Here is a 19,480-nt window from a genome sequence, read left to right on the forward strand (position 1 = left end):
GGCTTCGATCGGTGCACCCCAACACCACGTTCACCACCTCGGTGTGCACCGGGGCGTTGTTGCTGGCCGCCGCCGGCACCGCCCGCGGTGACCGTCATCCAGCCCACCATCGAGGTGGCGCCCGGCATCACGATTCCGGTCGGCCCGCCGACGACGGTTACCAACGCGCCGCCGCCGCCCGGAGGCACGCAGCCGGGTGGTCCGCAACCACCCGGCGTCCCGCCGGGCGGCCCGCAAGCGCCCCCGCCGCCGCCGTGACCGGCGCGCGGCAGCAGGACAGCACCATCTCACCGCGGCCGCTGGCCGCCGATCTGCGCAGCGCCGACAATCGCGATTGCCCCAGCCGCACCGACGTTTTGGGCGCGGCGCTGGCCGATGTCGTCGGGGGACCGGTGGGCCGCCACGCGCTCATCGGCCGCACGAGGGTGATGACGCCGGTGCGGGTCATGTTCCTGATCGCGCTGGTGTTCCTGGCGCTCGGCTGGTCGACCAAGGCGGCGTGCCTGCAGAGCACCGGCTCGGGGAGCGGTGACCAGCGGGTCGCCAATTGGGAGAACCAACGGGCCTACTACGAGTTGTGCTATTCCGACACGGTGCCCCTCTACGGCGCGGAGTTGTTGAGCCAGGGCAAGTTTCCGTATAAGTCGAGTTGGATCGAGACCGACGGCAGCGGCGCGCCGCAGACGCGCTACGACGGCCGGCCCGCCGTGCGGTACATGGAGTATCCGGTGCTGACCGGGGTCTACCAGTACGTGTCGATGGCGGTGGCCAAGACCTACACCGCGCTGAGCAAGGTCGCCCCGCTGCCGGTTGTGGCCGAGGTGGTGATGTTCTTCGACATCGCGGCGTTCGGGCTGGCGTTGGCCTGGCTGGCGACAGTCTGGGCGACCGCGGGCCTGTCGGGCCGGCGCATTTGGGACGCCGCCCTGGTGGCCGCCTCGCCGTTGGTGATCTTCCAGATATTCACCAACTTCGACGCTTTGGCAACGGCTTTCGCGATGGGCGGGCTGTTGGCCTGGGCGAGGCGCAAACCGGTGTTGGCAGGAGTGCTCATCGGGCTGGGCGCCGCGGCCAAGCTCTACCCGCTGCTGTTCCTGGGCCCGATGCTGATGCTGGGCATTCGGACCGGCCGCCTTCGTGCCTTGGCGCGCACGGCGGCGACGGCCGCGGCGACGTGGTTATTGGTGAATCTGCCTGTGCTCGTACTGTTTCCGCGCGGTTGGTCCGAGTTCTTCCGCCTCAACACGCGGCGCGGCGACGACATGGATTCGTTGTACAACGTGGTGAAGTCGTTTACCGGCTGGCGCGGGTTCGATCCCGGGCTCGGCTTCTGGCAGCCGCCGACCGTATTGAACGCGGTCGTCGCGGTGTCGTTCGCGCTGTGTTGTGCGGCGATCGCGTATGTCGCGCTCACCGCCCCGCGACGTCCTAGGCTGGCGCAGCTGGTGTTCTTGGTGGTGGCGGCCTTCCTGTTGACCAACAAGGTCTGGAGTCCCCAGTTCTCCTTGTGGTTGGTGCCGTTGGCGGTGCTGGCGTTGCCACATCGCCGAATCCTGTTGGCGTGGATGACGATTGACGCACTGGTCTGGGTGCCGCGGATGTACTACCTGTACGGCAACCCGAACCGCGGCCTGCCGGCGCAGTTCTTCACCACGACGGTGTTATTGCGCGACATCGCCGTTGTGGCGTTGTGCGTGCTTGTCCTCCGGCAGATCTACCGGCCCGAGGAGGACCTGGTGCGCTGGGGCGGGCGCGTCGACGATCCGGCGGGCGGCCCCTTCGATCGCGCCTCCGACGCACCGCCCCGCTGGTTGCCCGACTGGCTGCGTCCGCCGGGGGTGCGCCGCCCGGCGGCGCCGGCAGCCGAACCGGACAAGGAAGCGGTGGCCGCGCAATGACCATCGTCGCGATCCCGCTGTTCCCGCGGTTCACTGCCTTGGACGCCGTGGGCCCGTACGAAGTGCTGCAACGCATTCCATCGATCGAGGTCGTTTTCGTCGGGCACCGCCGCGGCGAGGTGCGCACCGAAAACGGCATGCTCGGCGTCGCCTGCGATGCGGCCTTCGACGAAGTCGGCGCCCCCGACGTGGTGGTCGTGCCGGGCGGCATCGGAACCCGCCAGCTAATCCACGACGACGCTATCCGCACCTGGCTTCGATCGGTGCACCCCAACACCACGTTCACCACCTCGGTGTGCACCGGGGCGTTGTTGCTGGCCGCCGCCGGCCTGCTCGACGGGCTCACCGCGACGACCCATTTCAGTGCTGCGGATTTCTTGAACGAGTTGGGCGCACGTTACGTGCCCGAAAGAGTTGTCGAGCACCTGTCGCAGCGAATCATCACCGCCGCCGGTGTGTCCAGCGGCATCGACATGGCCCTACGGTTGGTCGAGCTTCTTGTCGACCGAGAGGCCGCGCAAGCCGCTCAATTGTTGATCGAATACGACCCGCAGCCGCCGTTCGACTCCGGGTCGCTCGCCAAGGCCGACGCCGCGACGAGGGCCAGGGCGAAGGAATACACCGAACGCCGGAAGTAAGCACCGGCCGGACGGATTTTTCGGGTCGGCCCCCCGTCCGGTACCCTGGTGCGGTTGCCGACGCAGGCGACCCTCCTGCCACGGAACGACCGTGGCCGCTTGAGACCAGAGGAGGTGGTGAGGTTTCCATGCGTCCATACGAAATCATGGTCATTCTTGACCCCACGCTCGACGAGCGCACCGTTGCCCCGTCCTTGGAGACGTTCCTCAACGTCGTCCGCAAGGACGGCGGGACCGTCGACAAGGTCGACATCTGGGGCAAGCGCCGCCTGGCCTACGAGATTGCCAAGCACGCCGAGGGCATCTACGTCGTCGTCGACCTGAAGGCCGAGCCCGCGACGGTATCAGAGCTCGACCGCCAGCTCAGCCTCAACGAGTCGGTGCTGCGCACCAAGGTGATGCGCACCGACAAGCACTGACTGCCGAGTGTCGTCGGAGCTGCGTACGCTCAGCGGGAACACACTGATGTCTATCCCCCGTCCAAACGCGACGAACAGGGTGGAACGAGGAGGAACCTGTGGCTGGTGACACCACAATCACCGTTGTCGGCAACCTGACCGCCGACCCCGAACTGCGGTTCACTCCCTCGGGTGCCGCCGTGGCGAACTTCACCGTGGCGTCGACTCCACGGATCTATGACCGCCAAAGCGGGGAATGGAAGGACGGCGAGGCGCTGTTTCTGCGGTGCAACATCTGGCGAGAGGCCGCCGAGAATGTCGCGGAAAGCCTCACTCGCGGCGCCAGGGTGATCGTCACCGGGCGGCTCAAGCAGCGTTCGTTCGAGACCCGTGAGGGCGAGAAGCGCACCGTCGTCGAGGTCGAGGTCGACGAGATCGGGCCTTCGCTGCGGTACGCCACCGCCAAGGTCAACAAGGCCAGCCGCAGCGGGAGCGGGGGCGGTGGCTTCGGCGGGGGCGGCGGCTCGCGCCCGGCGGCGGCCCCGGCGGCCCAGCCGAGTGGCGGGGACGACCCGTGGGGCAGCGCCCCGGCCTCGGGGTCCTTCGGCGGCGGCGACGACGAGCCACCCTTCTAAAACACAAAACTTCAGACCAGTAACAAACGGAAAGAAAGACAGACATGGCCAAGTCCACCAAGCGGCGCCCGGCTCCGGAAAAGCCGATCAAGGCGCGCAAATGCGTCTTCTGCGCCAAAAAGGGTCAAGCGATCGACTACAAGGACACCACCCTGTTGCGCACCTACATCAGTGAGCGCGGCAAGATCCGGGCGCGCCGGGTCACCGGCAACTGCGTGCAGCACCAGCGCGACATCGCGATCGCGGTGAAGAACGCGCGCGAGGTGGCCCTGCTGCCCTTCACCTCCTCGACGCGGTAGCCGCCGAGAGCCAACCGAAAGTACTGAACAATGAAGCTGATTCTGACGGCTGACGTCGATCACCTCGGGACCGTCGGCGACGCGGTCGAGGTCAAGGACGGGTACGGCCGTAACTTCCTGCTCCCGCGCGGCCTGGCCATCCTGGCCTCGCGCGGCGCGCAGAAGCAGGCCGACGAGATTCGCCGGGCCCGCGAGACCAAGACCGTGCGCGACCTTGAGCACGCCAACGAAATCAAGTCGGCGATCGACGCCCTGGGCCCCGTCACGCTGCCGGTGAAGGCCGCGGGCGACACGGGCAAGCTGTTCGGCTCGGTGACCGCCGGTGCCGTCGTCGCGGCCATCAAGAAGGCCGGCGGACCCAACCTCGACAAGCGGGTCGTCCGCCTGCCCAAGACGCACATCAAGGCCGTCGGCACCTATGCGGTCTCGGTGCACCTGCACCCCGAGATCGACGCCGAGGTCGCGCTCGATGTCGTTGCGGATAGCTAACTAAGTAGCGTTTGCTCTCCTTCGGCGGCGGCCCTCGATCGGCCGCCGCCGAACCTTTCGTGCCGGGCGCGGGCTTCGTGGCGTCTTTTGAGCGCAGTCGCGTTTGCTCGACTGGCGAACTCCTTCAGGGGTCCCACCGAGCGATCCTCTTAACCACCTGGTAACTCGGCGAAAATATGGCCGAAAGCCAACACGCCCGACGCAGTAACCTGCGACGACACGCCGTAGAGATTCCTGTCCACACCGATTGTGGTGAGTTGTACTGCTCTTATCAGCAGCGATGTCGCGGAGTCTCGAATTAATCCACAGGTTCTCCACACCCCGTTCAACACAGGTGTCGAAGGATATGCACACACGATGCACAGCGTTATGAACAGCGGCCCCTTTAAGTACTGGCCAGCAACGTTTACGGTCGTCCCGGCGCTATGCGATACGGGTTCATGTGGTCGTTGGATGTCGGCGCCTTGACTTAAGCTCTGAACGTCGGTTCGAATGTATGTTCGGGTACTCGTGCTAGGGGAGGTGAGAGTCCGTGGCGGTCGTCGATGACCTGGCGCCAGGCATGGATTCGTCGCCACCGAACGAAGAGTTCGGCCGCCAGCCCCCGCAGGACCTCGCCGCGGAGCAGTCGGTGCTGGGCGGGATGCTGCTGAGCAAGGACGCGATCGCCGACGTCCTGGAACGGCTGCGGCCCGGCGACTTCTATCGCCCGGCGCACCAGAACATCTATGACGCGATCCTCGACCTCTACGGGCGCGGCGAGCCGGCCGACGCCGTGACGGTCGCCGCGGAACTGGACCGTCGCGGAATGCTGCGCCGTATCGGCGGTGCGCCCTACCTGCACACCCTGATCTCGACGGTGCCGACGGCGGCCAACGCGGGCTATTACGCGGGCATCGTCGCCGAGAAGGCGCTGCTGCGCCGGCTGGTGGAGGCCGGGACGCGGGTCGTGCAATACGGCTACGCGGGTGCCGAGGGCGCCGACGTGGCCGAGGTGGTCGATCGTGCGCAGGCCGAGATCTACGACGTCGCCGACCGCCGGATGTCCGAGGACTTCGTTCCCCTCGAGGACCTGCTGCAGCCGACGATGGACGAGATCGACGCGATCGCGTCGAGCGGCGGGGTGTCGCGCGGCGTGCTGACCGGTTTCACCGAGCTCGACGAGGTGACCAACGGCTTGCACCCCGGGCAGATGATCATCGTGGCGGCCCGGCCGGGCGTGGGCAAGGCGCTGGCGCTGAAAACGCCCCTGCCGACGCCGGGCGGTTGGACAACCATGGGAGACGTCGCGGTCGGAGAGGAGCTGCTCGACGCCGACGGGCAGCCGACGCGGGTGGTTGCCGCGACGGACGTGATGCTGGGACGCCCCTGCTATGAGGTGGAGTTCTCCGACGGGACGGTGATCACCGCGGACGCCGCGCATCAGTGGCCGACAACTGGCGGTATCCGGACATCGGCTCAGCTGCGCAGCGGCTGGGACACGATCGCCGCGGCCGGCTCGACGCCGCACTACGGCAACCTTGGGGCGACGGCCTTGTTAGCTCCTGTCCTGCAGATCATCTCGGTGCGCCGCGTGGAAAGTGTGCCGGTGCGCTGTGTCCAGGTGGACAACGCCGCGCATCTTTATCTTGCCGGCGCAGGGATGGTGCCGACCCACAATTCCACGCTGGGTCTGGACTTCATGCGGTCGTGTTCTATCAAGCACCGGCTGGCCAGCGTCATCTTCTCGCTGGAGATGAGCAAATCCGAGATCGTGATGCGGCTGCTGTCGGCCGAGGCCAAGATCAAGCTCGCCGACATGCGCTCGGGCCGGATGAGCGATGACGACTGGACACGGCTGGCGCGGCGGATGAGCGAAATCAGCGAGGCGCCGCTGTATATCGACGACTCGCCCAACCTGACCATGATGGAGATCCGGGCCAAGGCGCGCCGGCTGCGGCAGAAGGCCGACCTGCGGCTGATCGTCATCGACTACATGCAGCTGATGACGTCAGGCAAGAAGCACGAGTCGCGCCAGGTGGAGGTTTCCGAATTTTCAAGGCACCTCAAGCTTTTGGCGAAGGAACTCGAGGTTCCGGTGGTGGCGATCAGCCAGCTCAACCGCGGTCCCGAGCAGCGCACCGACAAGAGGCCGATGCTCGCCGATCTTCGCGAGTCGGGATGTCTGACCGCATCGACGCGGATCCTGCGTGCCGACACCGGGGCAGAGGTGACGTTCGGCGAGCTGATGCGGACGGGCGAACGTCCGCTGGTGTGGTCGCTGGACGAGCGGTTGCGCATGGTCGCGCGCCCCATGACCAACGTCTTCCCGAGTGGTCGCAAGGAGGTGTTCCGGCTTCGGCTGGCCTCGGGCCGCGAGGTCGAGGCCACCGGTAACCACCCGTTCATGAAGCTCGATGGCTGGACTCCGTTGGAGCAGCTCAAGATCGGCGATCGCATCGCGGCGCCGCGGCGCGTTCCCGAGCCCGTCGACACGCATCGGATGGACGACTCCGAGGTGATTCTGCTCGCCCACATGATCGGTGACGGGTCATGTGTGAAGCGGCAGCCGATCCGCTACGCATCGATCGACGAGGCGAACCTTGCCGCGGTGACGATCTCCGCAGCGCACTTTGGGGTGAAGGCGATCCGCGACGAATACCCGGCGGCGCGCGTGACAACGCTGCGGTTGCCCTCCCCGGAGCGACTGGCTCGCGGCCGGCGCAACCCCATTGCTGCATGGCTCGATGGAATGGGCCTGTTCGGCAAGCGCAGTTACGAGAAGTTCGTGCCGGAGGCCGTATTTCGTTCGCCCAACGACCAGGTGGCATTGTTCCTGCGCCATCTCTGGGCCACGGATGGGTCGGTTCGATGGGATGCCAAGGTCGGGCAGGCGCGGATTTACTACGCGTCGACCAGTCGCCGTCTCATCGATGACGTGGCACAGCTGCTGTTGCGGGTTGGCGTTTTTGCGAGAATCAAACACGCGCCGAAGCTCGGTTACCGTGACTCGTGGCACCTGCACATCTATGGGGCCGAGAATCAGCTGCGGTTCGTTAACCACGTTGGCGTCCACGGCGCGAAAGCGGCCGCGGCAGAAGACGTACGGCGTCATCTCGAAACGATCGTGCGAAACACAAACTTGGATACCATCCCGAAGGAGGTGTGGGAGCGTGTCCGCGAGGTGCTGTCCGCCAAACAGATCACGCACCGGCAGTTTGCGTCGGCGATGGGTAGCCAGTTCTGCGGGTCCACGATGTGGAAGCACTCGCCGAGCAGGTCCAGGCTGCATCGTGCGGCGGTCGTGCTCGATGACCGGGAGATCCACGCGCTTGCGACCACCGACGTCTACTGGGACTCGATCGTCGAGATCACCAGCATTGGTGAACGCGATGTGTATGACGGAACCGTAAGCGGGACACATAATTTCGTCGCGAACGGTATCAATCTCCATAATTCTCTCGAACAAGATGCCGACGTCGTGATCCTGCTGCATCGGCCGGACGCTTTCGAGCGTGACGATCCGCGCGGGGGAGAGGCGGATTTCATTCTCGCCAAACACCGCAACGGCCCGACCAAGACTGTCACCGTCGCGCACCAGCTGCACTTGTCGCGCTTCGCCAACATGGCGCGTTGAGTTGACCAGCTGTGGCTTCTCAAGTGAAATGTCCACTTAATGTCCAATTGGACATGGAAGTGAGAATTTTCCCGACGCCCCGATCGTCGTAACCGCTCCGAACGCTCCTGTCGTCGATCCCGCTACACGCTTCATGTGGTTCATGTATTCCCGTTGATGCCGAGGGTCGTCGCACTTGTCAGCAGTTCAGTTAGTGCGGCGTCGGCTATGTCGCCGAACGATTCGGCATTGCCCGGGGCTGCCCACCGTGTGTAGCTGATGTCGAAGGCGATCATGCCGATTTCGGCGGCCAGCCGTGCGGCGGTGTTATCGATGCCGCGCGCACGCAACGCATCGGCCACCGCCGAGGCTAGGCGGGCACGCTTGAGCAGTCCGCGTTCCTGCAGTTCGCTATTGGCGGCGATGACCGCTTGACGCAGCGGCACGATCTCATGTCGCTGCGGGGTGAACACCACCGCCGCCGATCGCAGTGCGGCCGCGATGCATTCGATGGCGGTGGCCGACGAGCTTGCCGTGCGGATACCTTCACTAAAGCGATCGATCAGGATGTCCTGACCGGCGGAGAGGACCTCGCGTTTGTCGGCGAAATACCGAAAGAAACTGCTTTTGGTTAGTCCGGCTCGATCCGCGATCTGCGCAACCGAGGTCGCGTCGTACCCCTGCTCAGCGAACAGTTCCAACGCCGCCCGTTCGAGGCGTTGCCGTGCATTCGGTTCCCACCGGGGCATGACGACAGCTTAGTTGATAAGACTAAGTCTCATCGGAGTGCTACAGTGATAGGACCAAGTATTATCACTGACTGTGGCCTCCAGCGTCGAAATCCTTGCCGGGCCCTGATCAGTCCGACGTTGCGTGAAAGGGGCGCTCCGCCATGCGTTTAGGCGTGCATTTCGTCAACTACTCACCGCCCCCGGGCCAGCAGATAGGTCCCATATTGGCCCGGGCCGCCGCCCTCGCGGACGAGGCCGACGCCGCGATGTTCACCCTGCCCGACCATTTCCTGGGCGTCGGCGATGCGCACAACCCGTTCCTGGAGTGCTACACCTCGCTGGCATTCCTGGCCGGCCAGACCAGCACCATCACCTTGAGCGCGCTGGTCACCGGAGTGACATACCGCCACGCCGGCGAACTTGCCAAGACCGTCAGCACCCTCGATGTGCTCGCGGGCGGGCGGGCCGTGCTCGGACTTGGCGTGGGCTGGTATGAGCGCGGGCACACCGCACTCGGCCTGCCCTTCCCACCAGTGGGGGAGAGATTCGAGATACTCGAGGAGACCCTGCAGGTGTGCTTGCAGATGTGGAGCGACAATGATGGCCCCTTTGCGGGCGAGCATTACCAGCTCGCCGAGACGATCTGCGTGCCGCAACCGCCTCGACGCACGCCGATCCTCATCGCCGGGCGCGGCGAGAAGAAGACGCTGCCACTGATCGCGAAGTACGCCGACATATGGTCTGGCGCCGCGGAATCAGTCGAAGAGCTTGAGCACAAGATGGGCGTGTTGAAGCGACACTGCGACGCTATCGGTCGCGATCACAACGAGATCGAAAAAACCGTTGGCTTCTTTTTCGTCAATCCCTTCGATAACCTCGACAGTTACCTCAAACGAGCCGAAGCCTACGCCGCACAAGGCATCTCGTTGGTTCACGTCGGTGTCATGCCCGGAAATCCCGATCCCATCGGCTACATCGAACGCATCTGCGAGCACCTGCTGCCGAAACTGGCCGAAATAGGCTGACAGGTCCGGCGGCTGGCTTCCGTGCTCCGAATCCAGGCTGTCGCGCTGCCGGAGGGCACTGCTGGATTCGATCCTGTTGATGACTCTTAGCGCCGTGAGTTCGGTTTCGGGTACGAGCCCTGAGCAGACGGGTAGAAAGACGCGCTTTCAGGGCCCAAGCGACCGATTGTGGTGCTGGATCGGCGTCCACGTGGAACCGCACCGGCTGCACGGTCACGGCCCATATCCGGGGGCTATGTTTCTTTGTGACGAGAGGGGACGAATGACGACGGCGCAACAGGCCCGGGTGTCGGCAGCGTGCAGCGCGAGCGCGGACGGCCAATGATCGAGTTCGCTCTCACGCGAATTTCCAAGGCGCCGATCGAGATCGTGTTCGACGCCATGACCGACCACCGCGCGATCGCGGACTACATGTGGGCATGCCGGCGCAGCACGCTCGACCGCGAGGGTGTCCCCGCGCCCAACGGCGTGGGCGCCATCAGGCGCCTGGTCATGGTCGGGCCTCCGTTCGTCGAGGAGATCGTCGCCTACGAGCGGCCCACTGGCTACGCGTACAAGATGCTTTCCGGCGCGCCGACGAGGGATCACATCGGCACGATCCGGCTGCGGCCAACGGACACCGGCACCGAGGTCAGCTGGCACCTCCGGTCAACGCTGAAGATTCCCGGTGTCGATTGGCTGATGCTGCCGGTGTTCAAGAAGGTGATCGACCAACTGCTCAGAGGCGGCATCGCGACTGCCGAGCGCCGGGTCTGAAAGGCCCAACCGGGCCACTCGATCAGCCCAGCGCCGCTGCGGGAGGGTTGGGCGGCACTGGGATCGGCCGTTCCGACGGTGCCAGGTGCAGCGAGAGATCGCGGGCGGGCGTCGTTAGTGGACGATATCGTTTACTATACGGATCCGTAGGTGACCACCGACAAGATCGAAAGTGGCCGGTTATTGACCGCGCTACGCCATCTCAGGACTTGCACGCTCAGCTCACACGTAAGGCGTTGTGGCATAGGCGACACCACCTGCGGGCGGCTGCACGTCGAAACGCGGCAGCCATAAAGACGTTAAACTAGTGGGCCTTCCAACGACTGCGGCGGTGGCTGAGAACCGACAGTTACTCCAAGGCGCATGGGCTTCTCATCAACCCGACGATCGAGGCCATCCGCCACCGGCGCCCAGGGACCCTTCGAGGGTGGCGCGGATTGTCTGTAGTGGTCGGCCGATGAGTTCGCCCAGTGTCGGGTCGGTGGTCGCGAAGTCGCCACGCCGTGCGGCCTGAAACATTCCGAGCAACAACCGGGCGGCTGGTTCCGGCGCGCCTGAGCCGGTCATGTGGCGCACCCACTCCTCGTCGTCAATAATGGTGCGCCGCACCGGTATTCCGGTGACGGCCGATATCGTTTCGGCGATGTCGTCGAAGGTGACGGCTTGTGCTGCGGTGAGCGGCGGTGTCGGGCCGTCGAACACCGGGCCGTCGTTTTCATCGATGCCGGCGGCAAGCAGGGCGGCGGCACCAGCGGCGAGATCTTCGCGCGCTGTCCACGACACGGGGCCGTCCTCGGGCAGCGCGAGTTCGCCAGTTTCGGCGGCGCCGTGCACGAGGTATCCGAGAGTGTGCGCGTAGAAGCCGTTGCGTAGTGAGGTCCACGGCAGGGCGATCTGGGCGATGCGTCGCTCGGTCGCCGCGTGATCCGCGGCGGCGGCAAAGGGGGAATCCCTCGCGGTGTTCTGGTGCGCGGTGTAGAAGACGCGACCCGCGCCGCTATCCGCTGCAGCCTGTGCGGCGGCGGTGTGCTGTGCGACGGCCTCCTCGCCGAGGGAATCCACCGACGTCACAAGCACACGTTCGGCGCCCTCAAACGCCGCGGTGAGCGATGCGGGGTCGCTGAAGTCGCCACGGCGGACTCGGACGCCGCGCTCGGCGAGGCCAGCGGCCTTTTGTGGGTCGCGGACACTGACGCCAAGTTCGCTCGCGGGGAGCCTGCGCAGCAATTCTTCGACGACCGCGGAGCCGAATGCGCCAGTGGCGCCAGTGATGACGATCATTTGCACTTTCCGGTCTAAGTGGGGGATTGGCTACTTCGAGTCGACTCTTGCCACAAGCTCGGCGGCGGCGAGTTGTTGTTGCTTGGAAGGCCATGCGCTGTCGTCGATCCCGAGTGCGGTGCGCAGCCAGGCCGTTGTGGCATGCTGGACGATCGCGACGCGCTCTGGACTTTCGTCGGTGGTGCGGGTGTCGTTGTAACCCTGGATGCCGCCGAGGCCGTGTTCTGCGCCGGCCAGCACAAGTAGGTCCCGTGCGCCTGGGCTGAGCCGGTAGCCGTCAGTGAACCAGTCCGGACCGCGCGTGCTTAGGGGGGATTGGTCGCGATCGCCCGCGATCACGAAGCTGGGGGTTTTCAGAGCCGTGAAATCAGGGTTCATGAAAGGGAAGTACTCGGTGGCCAGTGGGGTCAGATCATTGCCCCCGGTGCCGGGCAGGCACAGGAGTAGCGCCGCTTTTACCCGTGGGTCGGCCATGCTCTGCCCCGGTATCTGAGCGACGTCGATGACGCGGGCGCCTGCGAGCATGCTGGCGGTCTGTGCTCCCCAGGAGTGTCCGGCGGCCACCACGCGTGCACCGTCGATTCGTCCCGTCAGGCCCGGCACGACCGCTTCGATGCGGTCGAGTTGGTCGAGGATGTGGGTCAGATCCTGAACACGAGATCGCCAGATGTCAGGGGTGCGTGGGTCATCCGGGTCAAGGCCGAGCGAGTCGAGGTGGGTCGGCTGTATCACCACGAACCCGCGGGCGGCCCAGAATTCGCTCAAGGGGACGTACTCGTCCATGGTCAGCGTCATGCCGTGCGAGAAGACGATGACCGGTAGTCCGCGGCCCCGGGTGGGCGCAGAGACGCGTACCTGTAGGTCGTGGCCGCGACCCGGCGCGGCCAGGGTCACCGGCCGCACAGAGATGACCGGCGTTGTCGGGGCGAAGTCGTTGTCGACGGTCTCGAGAGTGGCGCTCATGGTGTCAAACCTCTTATCAGTCATGCGGTGATCGGGCGGACGACGGCCTACGATAGAACCGGAACGCCGCTCCACTAGATTAACGGAACATCGCTCCGCTTTTCAAGCCGATCGGAAAGGAGAAGTGTGGCGCCTCGGGTCCCGGCCGCTCGGGCGCGTCCCGCCAAGCGCGCGGACGCGCGCCGCAACGAACAAGCCCTATTAGATGCCGCTGCAGCGGTGTTCGTGCGCGCCGGTGTTGACGCTCCCGTGCGTGAGATCGCGGCCGAGGCCGGCGTGGGGATGGGCACCATCTACCGGCACTTTCCCAGCCGCGCCGATCTCGTCGTCGGAGTCTTTCGGCATCAACTCGAGGCGCTGTCTTCGCTGGATGCGATCGTCCCGGCCCGCGATGAGGACCCGTATGCAGCGTTGCGGTCGTGGGTTCATCGCTTCGCCGACTTCCTGGTCACCAAGCACGGCTTGGCCCGGGCGCTGCGCTCAGACCAGGCCGGCTTCGAGGCTTTGCATGCCGAATTTCTGGAACGGCTGTTACCCGTATGCGATCGACTGCTGAAAACCGCTGCGGCGAGCGGTCTTCCGCGCGGCGACGTCAGGCCGCTAGACCTCTTGCATGCCGTGGGCAACCTGTGCATCGGCGTGGAAGCCGATCCCGACTATGACGTTCACGGCATGATCGATCTGCTCATCGCCGGCCTGGGGCAACCTTAATTGGCTAGCGGGCAAGGGCTGGGACGGGTGCCTAGGAGCAGGCCACCGCTAGTGCCGCGCGCGACATGGCGTAATGCTGCCCGACCGAGCGAACCATTCAGTCGCAATGGCGTTGTCCTAGTGGATGATTCGCGTCGTCACCGCGTCCGATTCGCCGCGCGTCTCGTCGACCCCGCCCGCTTGTCGATGGCGCTCGTACCGCGCCGCCCGGCAGGACGTTGTGACCGAGCTCTATACGCCTCGTGGCGTCGCCGGCGTTCTGCTGCATACTCGGGACCCGGTTCGGCGTCAAGGTCCGATATCGGCACCCGTTCGCCGCATGTCGGGCACACGCCGTCCAGGCCCACTTCGCTTCTGCAGGTGCGATGCGTGGTGCGTATTGCCAGTGGTTCGCCCTCGCTCTTGCACCACGTCTCGGCCCACGCCCGGTAGGCGAGGATCACGGGAAAGAAGTCACGTCCCATCGGCGTCAGCACGTACTCGTAGCGCGTCGGGCGCCGGCTGTAGATGCGCCGTTCGACCATCCCGTCGGCCTCCAACCGTTTGAGTCGAGCCGAGAGCATCTGAGCCGTGGCGCCGGTTTGCGCTTGCATCTCGTCGAAGCGACTGCAGCCTGCGAACAGTTCCCGCACGATCAGCATCGTCCAACGATCCCCGACGATGGCTGTCGATCGTTCGACCGGGCACAACGTGTGTGCGGCGGCTCCGCCCCATCTAGCTGCGCCCATCTCGTCGCTCCGCTTCGCACAGTCAGTTGTAACTATGATTTTCATAGTCTACCCTCGATACGTAGGTGTCAATGCGGCGCAACGGTGGGGCCGGTCTCGCCGAGGCGGGCCGGCTGGCAACCGTAAAGGGGTTTTCGAGATGCAACTTATCGCCACGGTCACCTTGAATCCCGAGGGACCGCAGGCGGCCCCGCCTACCGACCTCCGAGAGGCCGAATTCCAGGCGGCGCGTGGCCTTTACATGGACGGATTCATCCGGCAAATCTGGGTTTACGCCGACGGTTCGGGTTCCTCGATGATCGTCGAGGCGCCCTCGGCCGCCGTCGCCGCGGACAGACTCGGCGCGCTGCCGATGGTCAGCGGCGGCTACCTAACACCACCCACTATCGTGGCGCTGGCTCCCTACTGGGGCTTCGGTCCACGCACCTGACGCTAAGACTATCCGTGGCAATCCCTGCCCTACGCTACTGCGCACAGCTCCACGGATACGGAAACTATTGTCGGGCAACGTTTTACCCATATGAAAGGACATACCGATGCCATTCGCTCGAATCGACCTCGCGGAAGGGCAATCCGACGAGTACCGCCAAACGATCGGCGATGTCGTCTACACCGCCATGGTCGAGACGCTCGGCGTGCCTGAAGGGGATCGCTTCCAGGTGATCAATGAACATCGCGCGCAGAACTTCATCTTCGACCCCGAGTACCTCGGCATCAACCGGTCGAACGACTGTGTGTTCATCCAGGTGACGCTGCTGGCCGGCAGGTCCGTGGAAAAGAAGTCGGCGTTTTACAAAGCCATCGCGGACGGCTTGCACGACCGTCTCGGGATGCGACGCGAGGACATCGTCATCAATCTGGTCGAGAACGCCAAAGAGAACTGGTCCTTTGGCAACGGTGAAGCCCAGTACGCCACTTAGCCCCAGCCGCCTTAGGGCCGACAAGGGATGTCATGCCGTCACTACAGATAGATGTGCCCGGTGATCACGCCAGCGAGACGTCTTTGGCGCTGGCCGGTGGCACCTTAGGCCGGCGACTTGGCTTGCGGCGGTAGCCCTTTACATTCCGGCGCCGAAGCCCATCGCGACGAAGGCGGCGACCACGAGCACGATCAGCCCCACGATCTCAACCCACGGTCGCCAAGGTCGAGCTTCGATGGCGTAGGACATGATCTTGATTGGGCCGGCCGGGGGTGGCGGTTGCTGCTCGGTGGTCAACGGTTCGTAGAACTGATGAAAGTACAGCTGGATCAGCGTCGCCCCGACCCACAGCCCGATGAGAAAACTCACCGGCTTTACCCCGGCGATGAACAGCACAACCACTAGTCCCGTTGCCAGGATCAATGAGGCGACGTCTGATGTCGCAGTTGCTCTCAGCTTGCCGCCGTCATACGCCTTGTCCAGCGCGGCGCGACGACGCCGGTACGGCAGCATGAAGAACGTGAGTTTGCCAAGGATGTGTACACCGGCCAAGACGGCGAGCACAGTAGCTGCTGTGCGCATCAGCACCTCCCTATTTCGATACACTAGTGTACACTAATTCTGGTATGGGCGAGCCACAGGCACGTAAACCGCCGGGGAGACCGCGGGACATGCGGGTCGAGGCAGCGATTCTGGACACCGCGCTCGAGCTGTTTTTGGTCGGCGGCACTGCGGCAGCCTCATTCGAGGCCATCGCCGAGCGGGCCGGCGTCAGCCGCACGACTATCTACCGGCGGTGGGGGACCCGTGACGACCTGCTTGTCGCGGCGCTGCAGCGGTTGCGCCAGGACAACGCGGCCGGCGTCGAAGACTGGGCTCAGCGCTCACTGGCAGAGGCGATCGCGGTCTTCGAGCGGCTCACTGTGGCGGCGTTGGTTGATGCCCGCAGCATAGGCCTGTTGCGCCAGATGGTGGCCCTCGACAGCGAGAGTCCGATCAAACGTCAATACTGGTCTACCGTCTTGCAGCCGCAACGCGATATTTTTTCGCAGCTGATCATGACCGCGCGCAGCAGCGGCGAGCTCGCACCCGGACCTGACCCCGAGCTTGTTCTAGACCAACTCGGCGGCGCCCTCCTCTACCGGGCGTTGATGCGACCAGAACCCCTCGATGCCGCCGAAGCCCAGCGTTACGTGCGCCAGCTTCTCGATGCGCTCGGCCTCGTAAGATATCGATAGTTATGCTATAAATAGCCTTATCATGAGGTACCCGGCAGACCAGAAGGTCAAGGCACGCGCCGCGCTGCTGCGCGCGGGCACGCGGTCGATGAAGGTAGCCGGTTTCAACGGGATCGGCGTGGACGGGCTAGCCGCTGCGGCGGACGTGACCTCCGGCGCGTTCTATTCGAACTTCGCCAATAAGGAAGCGATGCTCGAGGCGATCATCGATGCCGCTGTCGGTGAGCCCTTCCTTTCCGACACGGAGTCCGGCAGCAAGACCGAGCGCCGGTCGAAGCTGAAGAGCTTTCTCGCGGAATACCTCAGCACCTACCACGTGGAAAACCCGGGCGACGGATGTGTGATGCCGACCCTTAGCGCCGACGTGGCGCGGGCGGGAGTGTCCACTCGGGAGGCCTACGAACGCAAGATCACCGCGCTGGCGGAGCGGGTGGCCGATGTTCTCGACGGAGCCGATCGGGAGCGGCGGGCGTGGAGCGTCGTCGCGCTGATGGTGGGGGCGGTGTCGATCTCGCGCGCGATGGCCGACCCCGCCACGCAGGCAGACGTGATCGACGCCGCGAGCGAGACCGCGGACAGGCTCATTTCGCCCGGCAAGCGACGCACATGAGTGGAGGCGGCATGTGGGCATCGAGTGCTTGGAAAGCCGCCCTGGCGGGCTCGGGTATCGCCGCGGCCTTGGTTTGCGTTGTGCCGGGCGTCAATTCGAGCGCCGCGCCGGACGACGAAGCTGCGACAATGCAGCGGCAGCGGGCCATCGTCGGCGCGTTCGCGACCGCCATCGTGCACGACGATCATGCGGACATCGCCGAACACGCCACCCCCGACATTGTCTGGACCATTCCCGGCTCCAGCGTGGTGTCGGGCCGGGCGACCGGAATCGACGACGTCACCAGGTTGGCCGACACGTTCGCCCAGTACGGACTGCACATCACGCCGCAGGGATTCGCCTTCGGCCGTGACACCGTCGCGGTGACGCTGCACGACACCGGTGAGCACAATGGCGTGCGGCTCGAACAGGACGTGGTCAACGTGCTAACTATCCGTGGCGACAAGATTTCAGAGGTCACAGCACATTTGACCGACATCGACTCGTTCGACGCGTACTTCTCCTAGCCGCCGTGGCTTTTCGGTCCTACAGTCTCCCAGCAGGCCGCGGCCACTCGGCGGAGATAACGGGGTTGGAGGTTCTATGGGGCGATCAAGCTGATTTGTGCGCCGAGAGCAGGTAGGCGGGAAAAATCAACCGACCCTTCTCGTCGGTGGCCAGTTGCGGCATCGGCACCGCCTCACCATCGCCATGCACCTGTCCGGCCAGCGCGTGGATGGAGGCGGGGTTTATCTCATCGACGGTCCAGTACTTCGACACGGCTGCGCGCAACTCATCCTCGGTGACGGCATTGATCGGCACCGTGAAATCGTCAGGGAAAGCACCGTGGGCGAAGACAAGGACAAAGAAGGACGCTCCGGGACGGGCGGCGCGGTACATCGCTCGGAGATAAGCATCGCGGCTTTCGACCGGCAACGAATGAAACAGTGTGCTATCCATCAGCGTTGAGAAACGGTCGTCGAATCCGGTCAGAGACGTGATGTCGGCGCACAGAAACGTTGCGTTGACGATGCCGCGGGATTTCGCGGTTGCCGTGGCCGTGTCGATCGCCGCCCGGCTCAGGTCCACCCCGACCACGGTGTGACCCTTGGCGGCCAGCGTCAACGACAATTCCGCGTGCCCGCAGCCGGCGTCCAGGACATCGCCGCGGATGCGTCCTTCGTTGATCAGCCCCATGAAAGCGGGCTGAGGTTCGCCGATGTTCCATGGGGGTGGTCCTACGAAGATGCCTTCCTCGCGGTAGGCGCCATCCCAGTCGATCAATTCAGTTGCCATACATAGATATACGCACGCATACGCACGCAGGGTTCAAGCTATTCATGTACATGTGGCAACAACACTCCACGCTCGAAGCCGTCGCTCCGCTCGCGGACCATCGAGTACGTTTGCGATCCGATCTGCTCGCAGAAATCTTGTGCTCGTATCCCATCTGAGTGGCTGCTTCCGCTCGCGCGACGTCCGCACTGAGAAACCATCGCGCGTTCAGCTCGGCGCCACCGTCCGGGCATGCTCAGGCGCGTATCGGTCACCCACGATGGTTCCCGGTGCGAAAAGCTCTGATAGGTAGGCGCATTCGTCAGCGCTGAGCGCGACGTTCGTGGCAGCGAGATTCTCGGCGACGTACTCGGCGCGCTTGGTGCCGGGAATCGTCACGACCGGGAAGGGGCGTGACAACAGCCACGCCAACGCTAGTTGTCCGGGCCGACAACCCTTTTGATCAGCCAGCGCGTTGAGTTCGGCGACCGGGGCCAGATTTGTGCCCAGGTGCTCCCTTGTGAACCGCGGGTTGGTAGCGCGTAAGTCGCCGGGCGCGAAGGTGGCATCAGGGGCCAAGGCCCCAGTAAGCGCAGAGCGGCCCAGCGGACTGTAGGCCACCAGCGTAATTCCTAAGGCGGCACAAGTCTGGGCGATATCGCTTTCGATGCCGCGCTCCCAGAGGGAGTACTCACTCTGCAGGGCTGCTATGGGGTGCACGGCGTGTGCTCGGCGTAAGGTCTGCGACCCCACCTCGCTGAGGCCGATCGCGCGGACCTTGCCCGCGCTTACCAGATCAGCCATCGCGCCGACCGTCTCCTCGATAGGGACTTCTGGGTCCAGACGATGGTAGTAGTACAAGTCGATCACGTCGGTCCCGAGCCGGCGCAGGCTGGCCTCGCACGCCGCCGTCACATACTCGGGCCTTCCGTCGATGGCAATCCCGTCGTTGGTTGCGTTGATCCTGGCGGCGAACTTCGTGGCCAGCACCATCTCATCGCGGCGCCCGGAAATGGCCTTCCCGATCAGCTCCTCGTTATGTCCGAACCCACGGATGGGGACCCCCCACGTGATGTCTGAAGCTCCGTAGACGTCCGAGGTGTCGAGGTGGTCCACTCCGAGGTCGAGTGCTGCGCGAATGGTTCGTACCGATGTCGAATCGTCGGCTTGACCATAGCTTTGCGACATCCCCATACAACCAAGACCGATCGGTCGGACTTGCAGGTCCGATTTGCCGATCCGGACCCGCGCCAAGCCCTCGACTGTCGTCATCGTCTGGCCCCTCCAATAAGTGATAGCTTTACTATCAGA

The 19,480-nt window shown here is 64.7% G+C and carries 21 protein-coding genes and 1 pseudogene; 15 read left to right on the top strand and 7 right to left on the bottom strand.

Going from position 1 to position 19,480, the window contains the following annotated elements; genetic code table 11:
* Positions 1-254: 254 nt before the first annotated feature.
* The 7 genes and pseudogenes from A5706_RS24385 to A5706_RS24415 all read left to right on the top strand — a co-directional run.
* Positions 255-1,905 (top strand): annotated as a pseudogene (locus A5706_RS24385) (glycosyltransferase family 87 protein); the annotation flags it as partial.
* Positions 1,895-2,536: a DJ-1/PfpI family protein gene (locus A5706_RS24390; protein ID WP_068136504.1), complete on the top strand. Its 642-nt coding sequence runs from the start codon at positions 1,895-1,897 to the stop codon at positions 2,534-2,536. The pseudogene A5706_RS24385 and the gene A5706_RS24390, both read left to right, overlap by 11 nt.
* A 128-nt stretch (positions 2,537-2,664) precedes the next feature.
* A complete protein-coding gene (gene rpsF, locus A5706_RS24395; protein ID WP_044509152.1) occupies positions 2,665-2,955 on the top strand; it encodes a 30S ribosomal protein S6 in 291 nt (96 codons plus the stop codon).
* Between the two features lie 98 nt (positions 2,956-3,053).
* On the top strand, positions 3,054-3,569 hold the full coding sequence (locus tag A5706_RS24400) for a single-stranded DNA-binding protein (protein ID WP_068111888.1): 516 nt from the start codon (positions 3,054-3,056) through the stop codon (positions 3,567-3,569).
* A gap of 44 nt (positions 3,570-3,613) precedes the next feature.
* On the top strand, positions 3,614-3,868 hold the full coding sequence (rpsR, locus tag A5706_RS24405) for a 30S ribosomal protein S18 (RefSeq protein ID WP_066935440.1): 255 nt from the start codon (positions 3,614-3,616) through the stop codon (positions 3,866-3,868).
* A gap of 30 nt (positions 3,869-3,898) precedes the next feature.
* Positions 3,899-4,357 carry a 50S ribosomal protein L9 gene (gene rplI, locus A5706_RS24410; protein WP_068136505.1) on the top strand — a complete coding sequence of 153 codons (459 nt, stop codon included), beginning with the start codon at positions 3,899-3,901 and terminating at the stop codon, positions 4,355-4,357.
* A 532-nt stretch (positions 4,358-4,889) separates the two neighbouring features.
* A complete protein-coding gene (locus tag A5706_RS24415) occupies positions 4,890-7,973 on the top strand; it encodes a replicative DNA helicase (RefSeq protein WP_082964595.1) in 3,084 nt (1,027 codons plus the stop codon).
* A gap of 140 nt (positions 7,974-8,113) precedes the next feature.
* On the opposite strand, the gene A5706_RS24420 is transcribed toward A5706_RS24415, so the two are convergent.
* A complete protein-coding gene (locus tag A5706_RS24420; protein ID WP_068136509.1) occupies positions 8,114-8,701 on the bottom strand; it encodes a TetR/AcrR family transcriptional regulator in 588 nt (195 codons plus the stop codon).
* A gap of 143 nt (positions 8,702-8,844) precedes the next feature.
* On the opposite strand from A5706_RS24420, the gene A5706_RS24425 reads away from it, so the two are divergent.
* Positions 8,845-9,708, top strand: a complete 864-nt coding sequence (locus A5706_RS24425) for an LLM class F420-dependent oxidoreductase (RefSeq protein ID WP_068136512.1) — start codon at positions 8,845-8,847, stop codon at positions 9,706-9,708.
* A 321-nt stretch (positions 9,709-10,029) separates the two neighbouring features.
* Positions 10,030-10,464 carry an SRPBCC family protein gene (locus tag A5706_RS24430; RefSeq protein ID WP_068136515.1) on the top strand — a complete coding sequence of 145 codons (435 nt, stop codon included), beginning with the start codon at positions 10,030-10,032 and terminating at the stop codon, positions 10,462-10,464.
* Between the two features lie 375 nt (positions 10,465-10,839).
* Here the strand turns inward: A5706_RS24430 and A5706_RS24435 are convergent, their stop codons facing one another.
* Positions 10,840-11,745: an NAD(P)H-binding protein gene (locus tag A5706_RS24435; protein ID WP_068136583.1), complete on the bottom strand. Its 906-nt coding sequence runs from the start codon at positions 11,743-11,745 to the stop codon at positions 10,840-10,842.
* A 30-nt stretch (positions 11,746-11,775) separates the two neighbouring features.
* Positions 11,776-12,708: an alpha/beta fold hydrolase gene (locus A5706_RS24440; RefSeq protein ID WP_068136517.1), complete on the bottom strand. Its 933-nt coding sequence runs from the start codon at positions 12,706-12,708 to the stop codon at positions 11,776-11,778.
* A 126-nt stretch (positions 12,709-12,834) separates the two neighbouring features.
* On the opposite strand from A5706_RS24440, the gene A5706_RS24445 reads away from it, so the two are divergent.
* Complete coding sequence (locus A5706_RS24445) at positions 12,835-13,419, top strand: TetR/AcrR family transcriptional regulator (RefSeq protein ID WP_068136520.1); 585 nt, start codon at positions 12,835-12,837, stop codon at positions 13,417-13,419.
* A gap of 137 nt (positions 13,420-13,556) precedes the next feature.
* On the opposite strand, the gene A5706_RS24450 is transcribed toward A5706_RS24445, so the two are convergent.
* Entirely contained in the window at positions 13,557-14,192 is a 636-nt protein-coding gene (locus tag A5706_RS24450) for a winged helix-turn-helix transcriptional regulator (protein ID WP_369831951.1), read from the bottom strand.
* A gap of 94 nt (positions 14,193-14,286) precedes the next feature.
* On the opposite strand from A5706_RS24450, the gene A5706_RS24455 reads away from it, so the two are divergent.
* Both A5706_RS24455 and A5706_RS24460 read left to right on the top strand, forming a co-directional pair.
* Positions 14,287-14,577 (top strand): hypothetical protein, encoded by a 291-nt coding sequence (locus A5706_RS24455; protein ID WP_068136525.1) that lies wholly within the window; start codon positions 14,287-14,289, stop codon positions 14,575-14,577.
* Positions 14,578-14,683: 106 nt separating this feature from the next.
* Positions 14,684-15,067 (top strand): tautomerase family protein, encoded by a 384-nt coding sequence (locus A5706_RS24460; protein ID WP_068136529.1) that lies wholly within the window; start codon positions 14,684-14,686, stop codon positions 15,065-15,067.
* A 138-nt stretch (positions 15,068-15,205) separates the two neighbouring features.
* Here the strand turns inward: A5706_RS24460 and A5706_RS24465 are convergent, their stop codons facing one another.
* Positions 15,206-15,649, bottom strand: a complete 444-nt coding sequence (locus tag A5706_RS24465; protein WP_156767308.1) for a hypothetical protein — start codon at positions 15,647-15,649, stop codon at positions 15,206-15,208.
* Between the two features lie 89 nt (positions 15,650-15,738).
* Here A5706_RS24465 and A5706_RS33800 point away from each other — a divergent pair, with 89 nt between their 5' ends.
* Genes A5706_RS33800 through A5706_RS24480 form a run of 3 tightly spaced genes read left to right on the top strand, consistent with a single transcriptional unit; the run spans position 15,739 to position 17,421 of the window.
* Positions 15,739-16,305: a TetR/AcrR family transcriptional regulator gene (locus A5706_RS33800; protein WP_068136534.1), complete on the top strand. Its 567-nt coding sequence runs from the start codon at positions 15,739-15,741 to the stop codon at positions 16,303-16,305.
* Positions 16,306-16,327: 22 nt separating this feature from the next.
* Positions 16,328-16,915 (top strand): TetR/AcrR family transcriptional regulator, encoded by a 588-nt coding sequence (locus A5706_RS24475; RefSeq protein WP_068136543.1) that lies wholly within the window; start codon positions 16,328-16,330, stop codon positions 16,913-16,915.
* 11 nt (positions 16,916-16,926) lie between these two features.
* Positions 16,927-17,421 (top strand): nuclear transport factor 2 family protein, encoded by a 495-nt coding sequence (locus tag A5706_RS24480; protein WP_197517961.1) that lies wholly within the window; start codon positions 16,927-16,929, stop codon positions 17,419-17,421.
* Positions 17,422-17,506: 85 nt separating this feature from the next.
* On the opposite strand, the gene A5706_RS24485 is transcribed toward A5706_RS24480, so the two are convergent.
* Entirely contained in the window at positions 17,507-18,190 is a 684-nt protein-coding gene (locus tag A5706_RS24485) for a class I SAM-dependent methyltransferase (RefSeq protein WP_068136547.1), read from the bottom strand.
* A gap of 207 nt (positions 18,191-18,397) precedes the next feature.
* Positions 18,398-19,441: an aldo/keto reductase gene (locus tag A5706_RS24490; protein ID WP_068136549.1), complete on the bottom strand. Its 1,044-nt coding sequence runs from the start codon at positions 19,439-19,441 to the stop codon at positions 18,398-18,400.
* Positions 19,442-19,480: the final 39 nt, after the last annotated feature.

It is taken from the genome of Mycobacterium sp. E796, from assembly GCF_001672815.1.
Lineage (GTDB): Bacteria > Actinomycetota > Actinomycetes > Mycobacteriales > Mycobacteriaceae > Mycobacterium.

Coding starts and splice junctions, on each gene's coding strand:
- A5706_RS24390 (WP_068136504.1), top strand. CDS start 1,895: ATGACCATCGTCGCGATCCCGCTGTTCCCGCGGTTCACTGCCTTGGAC.
- rpsF (WP_044509152.1), top strand. CDS start 2,665: ATGCGTCCATACGAAATCATGGTCATTCTTGACCCCACGCTCGACGAG.
- rpsR (WP_066935440.1), top strand. CDS start 3,614: ATGGCCAAGTCCACCAAGCGGCGCCCGGCTCCGGAAAAGCCGATCAAG.
- rplI (WP_068136505.1), top strand. CDS start 3,899: ATGAAGCTGATTCTGACGGCTGACGTCGATCACCTCGGGACCGTCGGC.
- A5706_RS24420 (WP_068136509.1), bottom strand. CDS start 8,701: ATGCCCCGGTGGGAACCGAATGCACGGCAACGCCTCGAACGGGCGGCG.
- A5706_RS24425 (WP_068136512.1), top strand. CDS start 8,845: ATGCGTTTAGGCGTGCATTTCGTCAACTACTCACCGCCCCCGGGCCAG.
- A5706_RS24430 (WP_068136515.1), top strand. CDS start 10,030: ATGATCGAGTTCGCTCTCACGCGAATTTCCAAGGCGCCGATCGAGATC.
- A5706_RS24435 (WP_068136583.1), bottom strand. CDS start 11,745: ATGATCGTCATCACTGGCGCCACTGGCGCATTCGGCTCCGCGGTCGTC.
- A5706_RS24440 (WP_068136517.1), bottom strand. CDS start 12,708: ATGAGCGCCACTCTCGAGACCGTCGACAACGACTTCGCCCCGACAACG.
- A5706_RS24450 (WP_369831951.1), bottom strand. CDS start 14,192: ATGAAAATCATAGTTACAACTGACTGTGCGAAGCGGAGCGACGAGATG.
- A5706_RS24455 (WP_068136525.1), top strand. CDS start 14,287: ATGCAACTTATCGCCACGGTCACCTTGAATCCCGAGGGACCGCAGGCG.
- A5706_RS24460 (WP_068136529.1), top strand. CDS start 14,684: ATGCCATTCGCTCGAATCGACCTCGCGGAAGGGCAATCCGACGAGTAC.
- A5706_RS24465 (WP_156767308.1), bottom strand. CDS start 15,649: ATGCGCACAGCAGCTACTGTGCTCGCCGTCTTGGCCGGTGTACACATC.
- A5706_RS33800 (WP_068136534.1), top strand. CDS start 15,739: ATGCGGGTCGAGGCAGCGATTCTGGACACCGCGCTCGAGCTGTTTTTG.
- A5706_RS24475 (WP_068136543.1), top strand. CDS start 16,328: ATGAGGTACCCGGCAGACCAGAAGGTCAAGGCACGCGCCGCGCTGCTG.
- A5706_RS24480 (WP_197517961.1), top strand. CDS start 16,927: ATGTGGGCATCGAGTGCTTGGAAAGCCGCCCTGGCGGGCTCGGGTATC.
- A5706_RS24485 (WP_068136547.1), bottom strand. CDS start 18,190: ATGGCAACTGAATTGATCGACTGGGATGGCGCCTACCGCGAGGAAGGC.
- A5706_RS24490 (WP_068136549.1), bottom strand. CDS start 19,441: ATGACGACAGTCGAGGGCTTGGCGCGGGTCCGGATCGGCAAATCGGAC.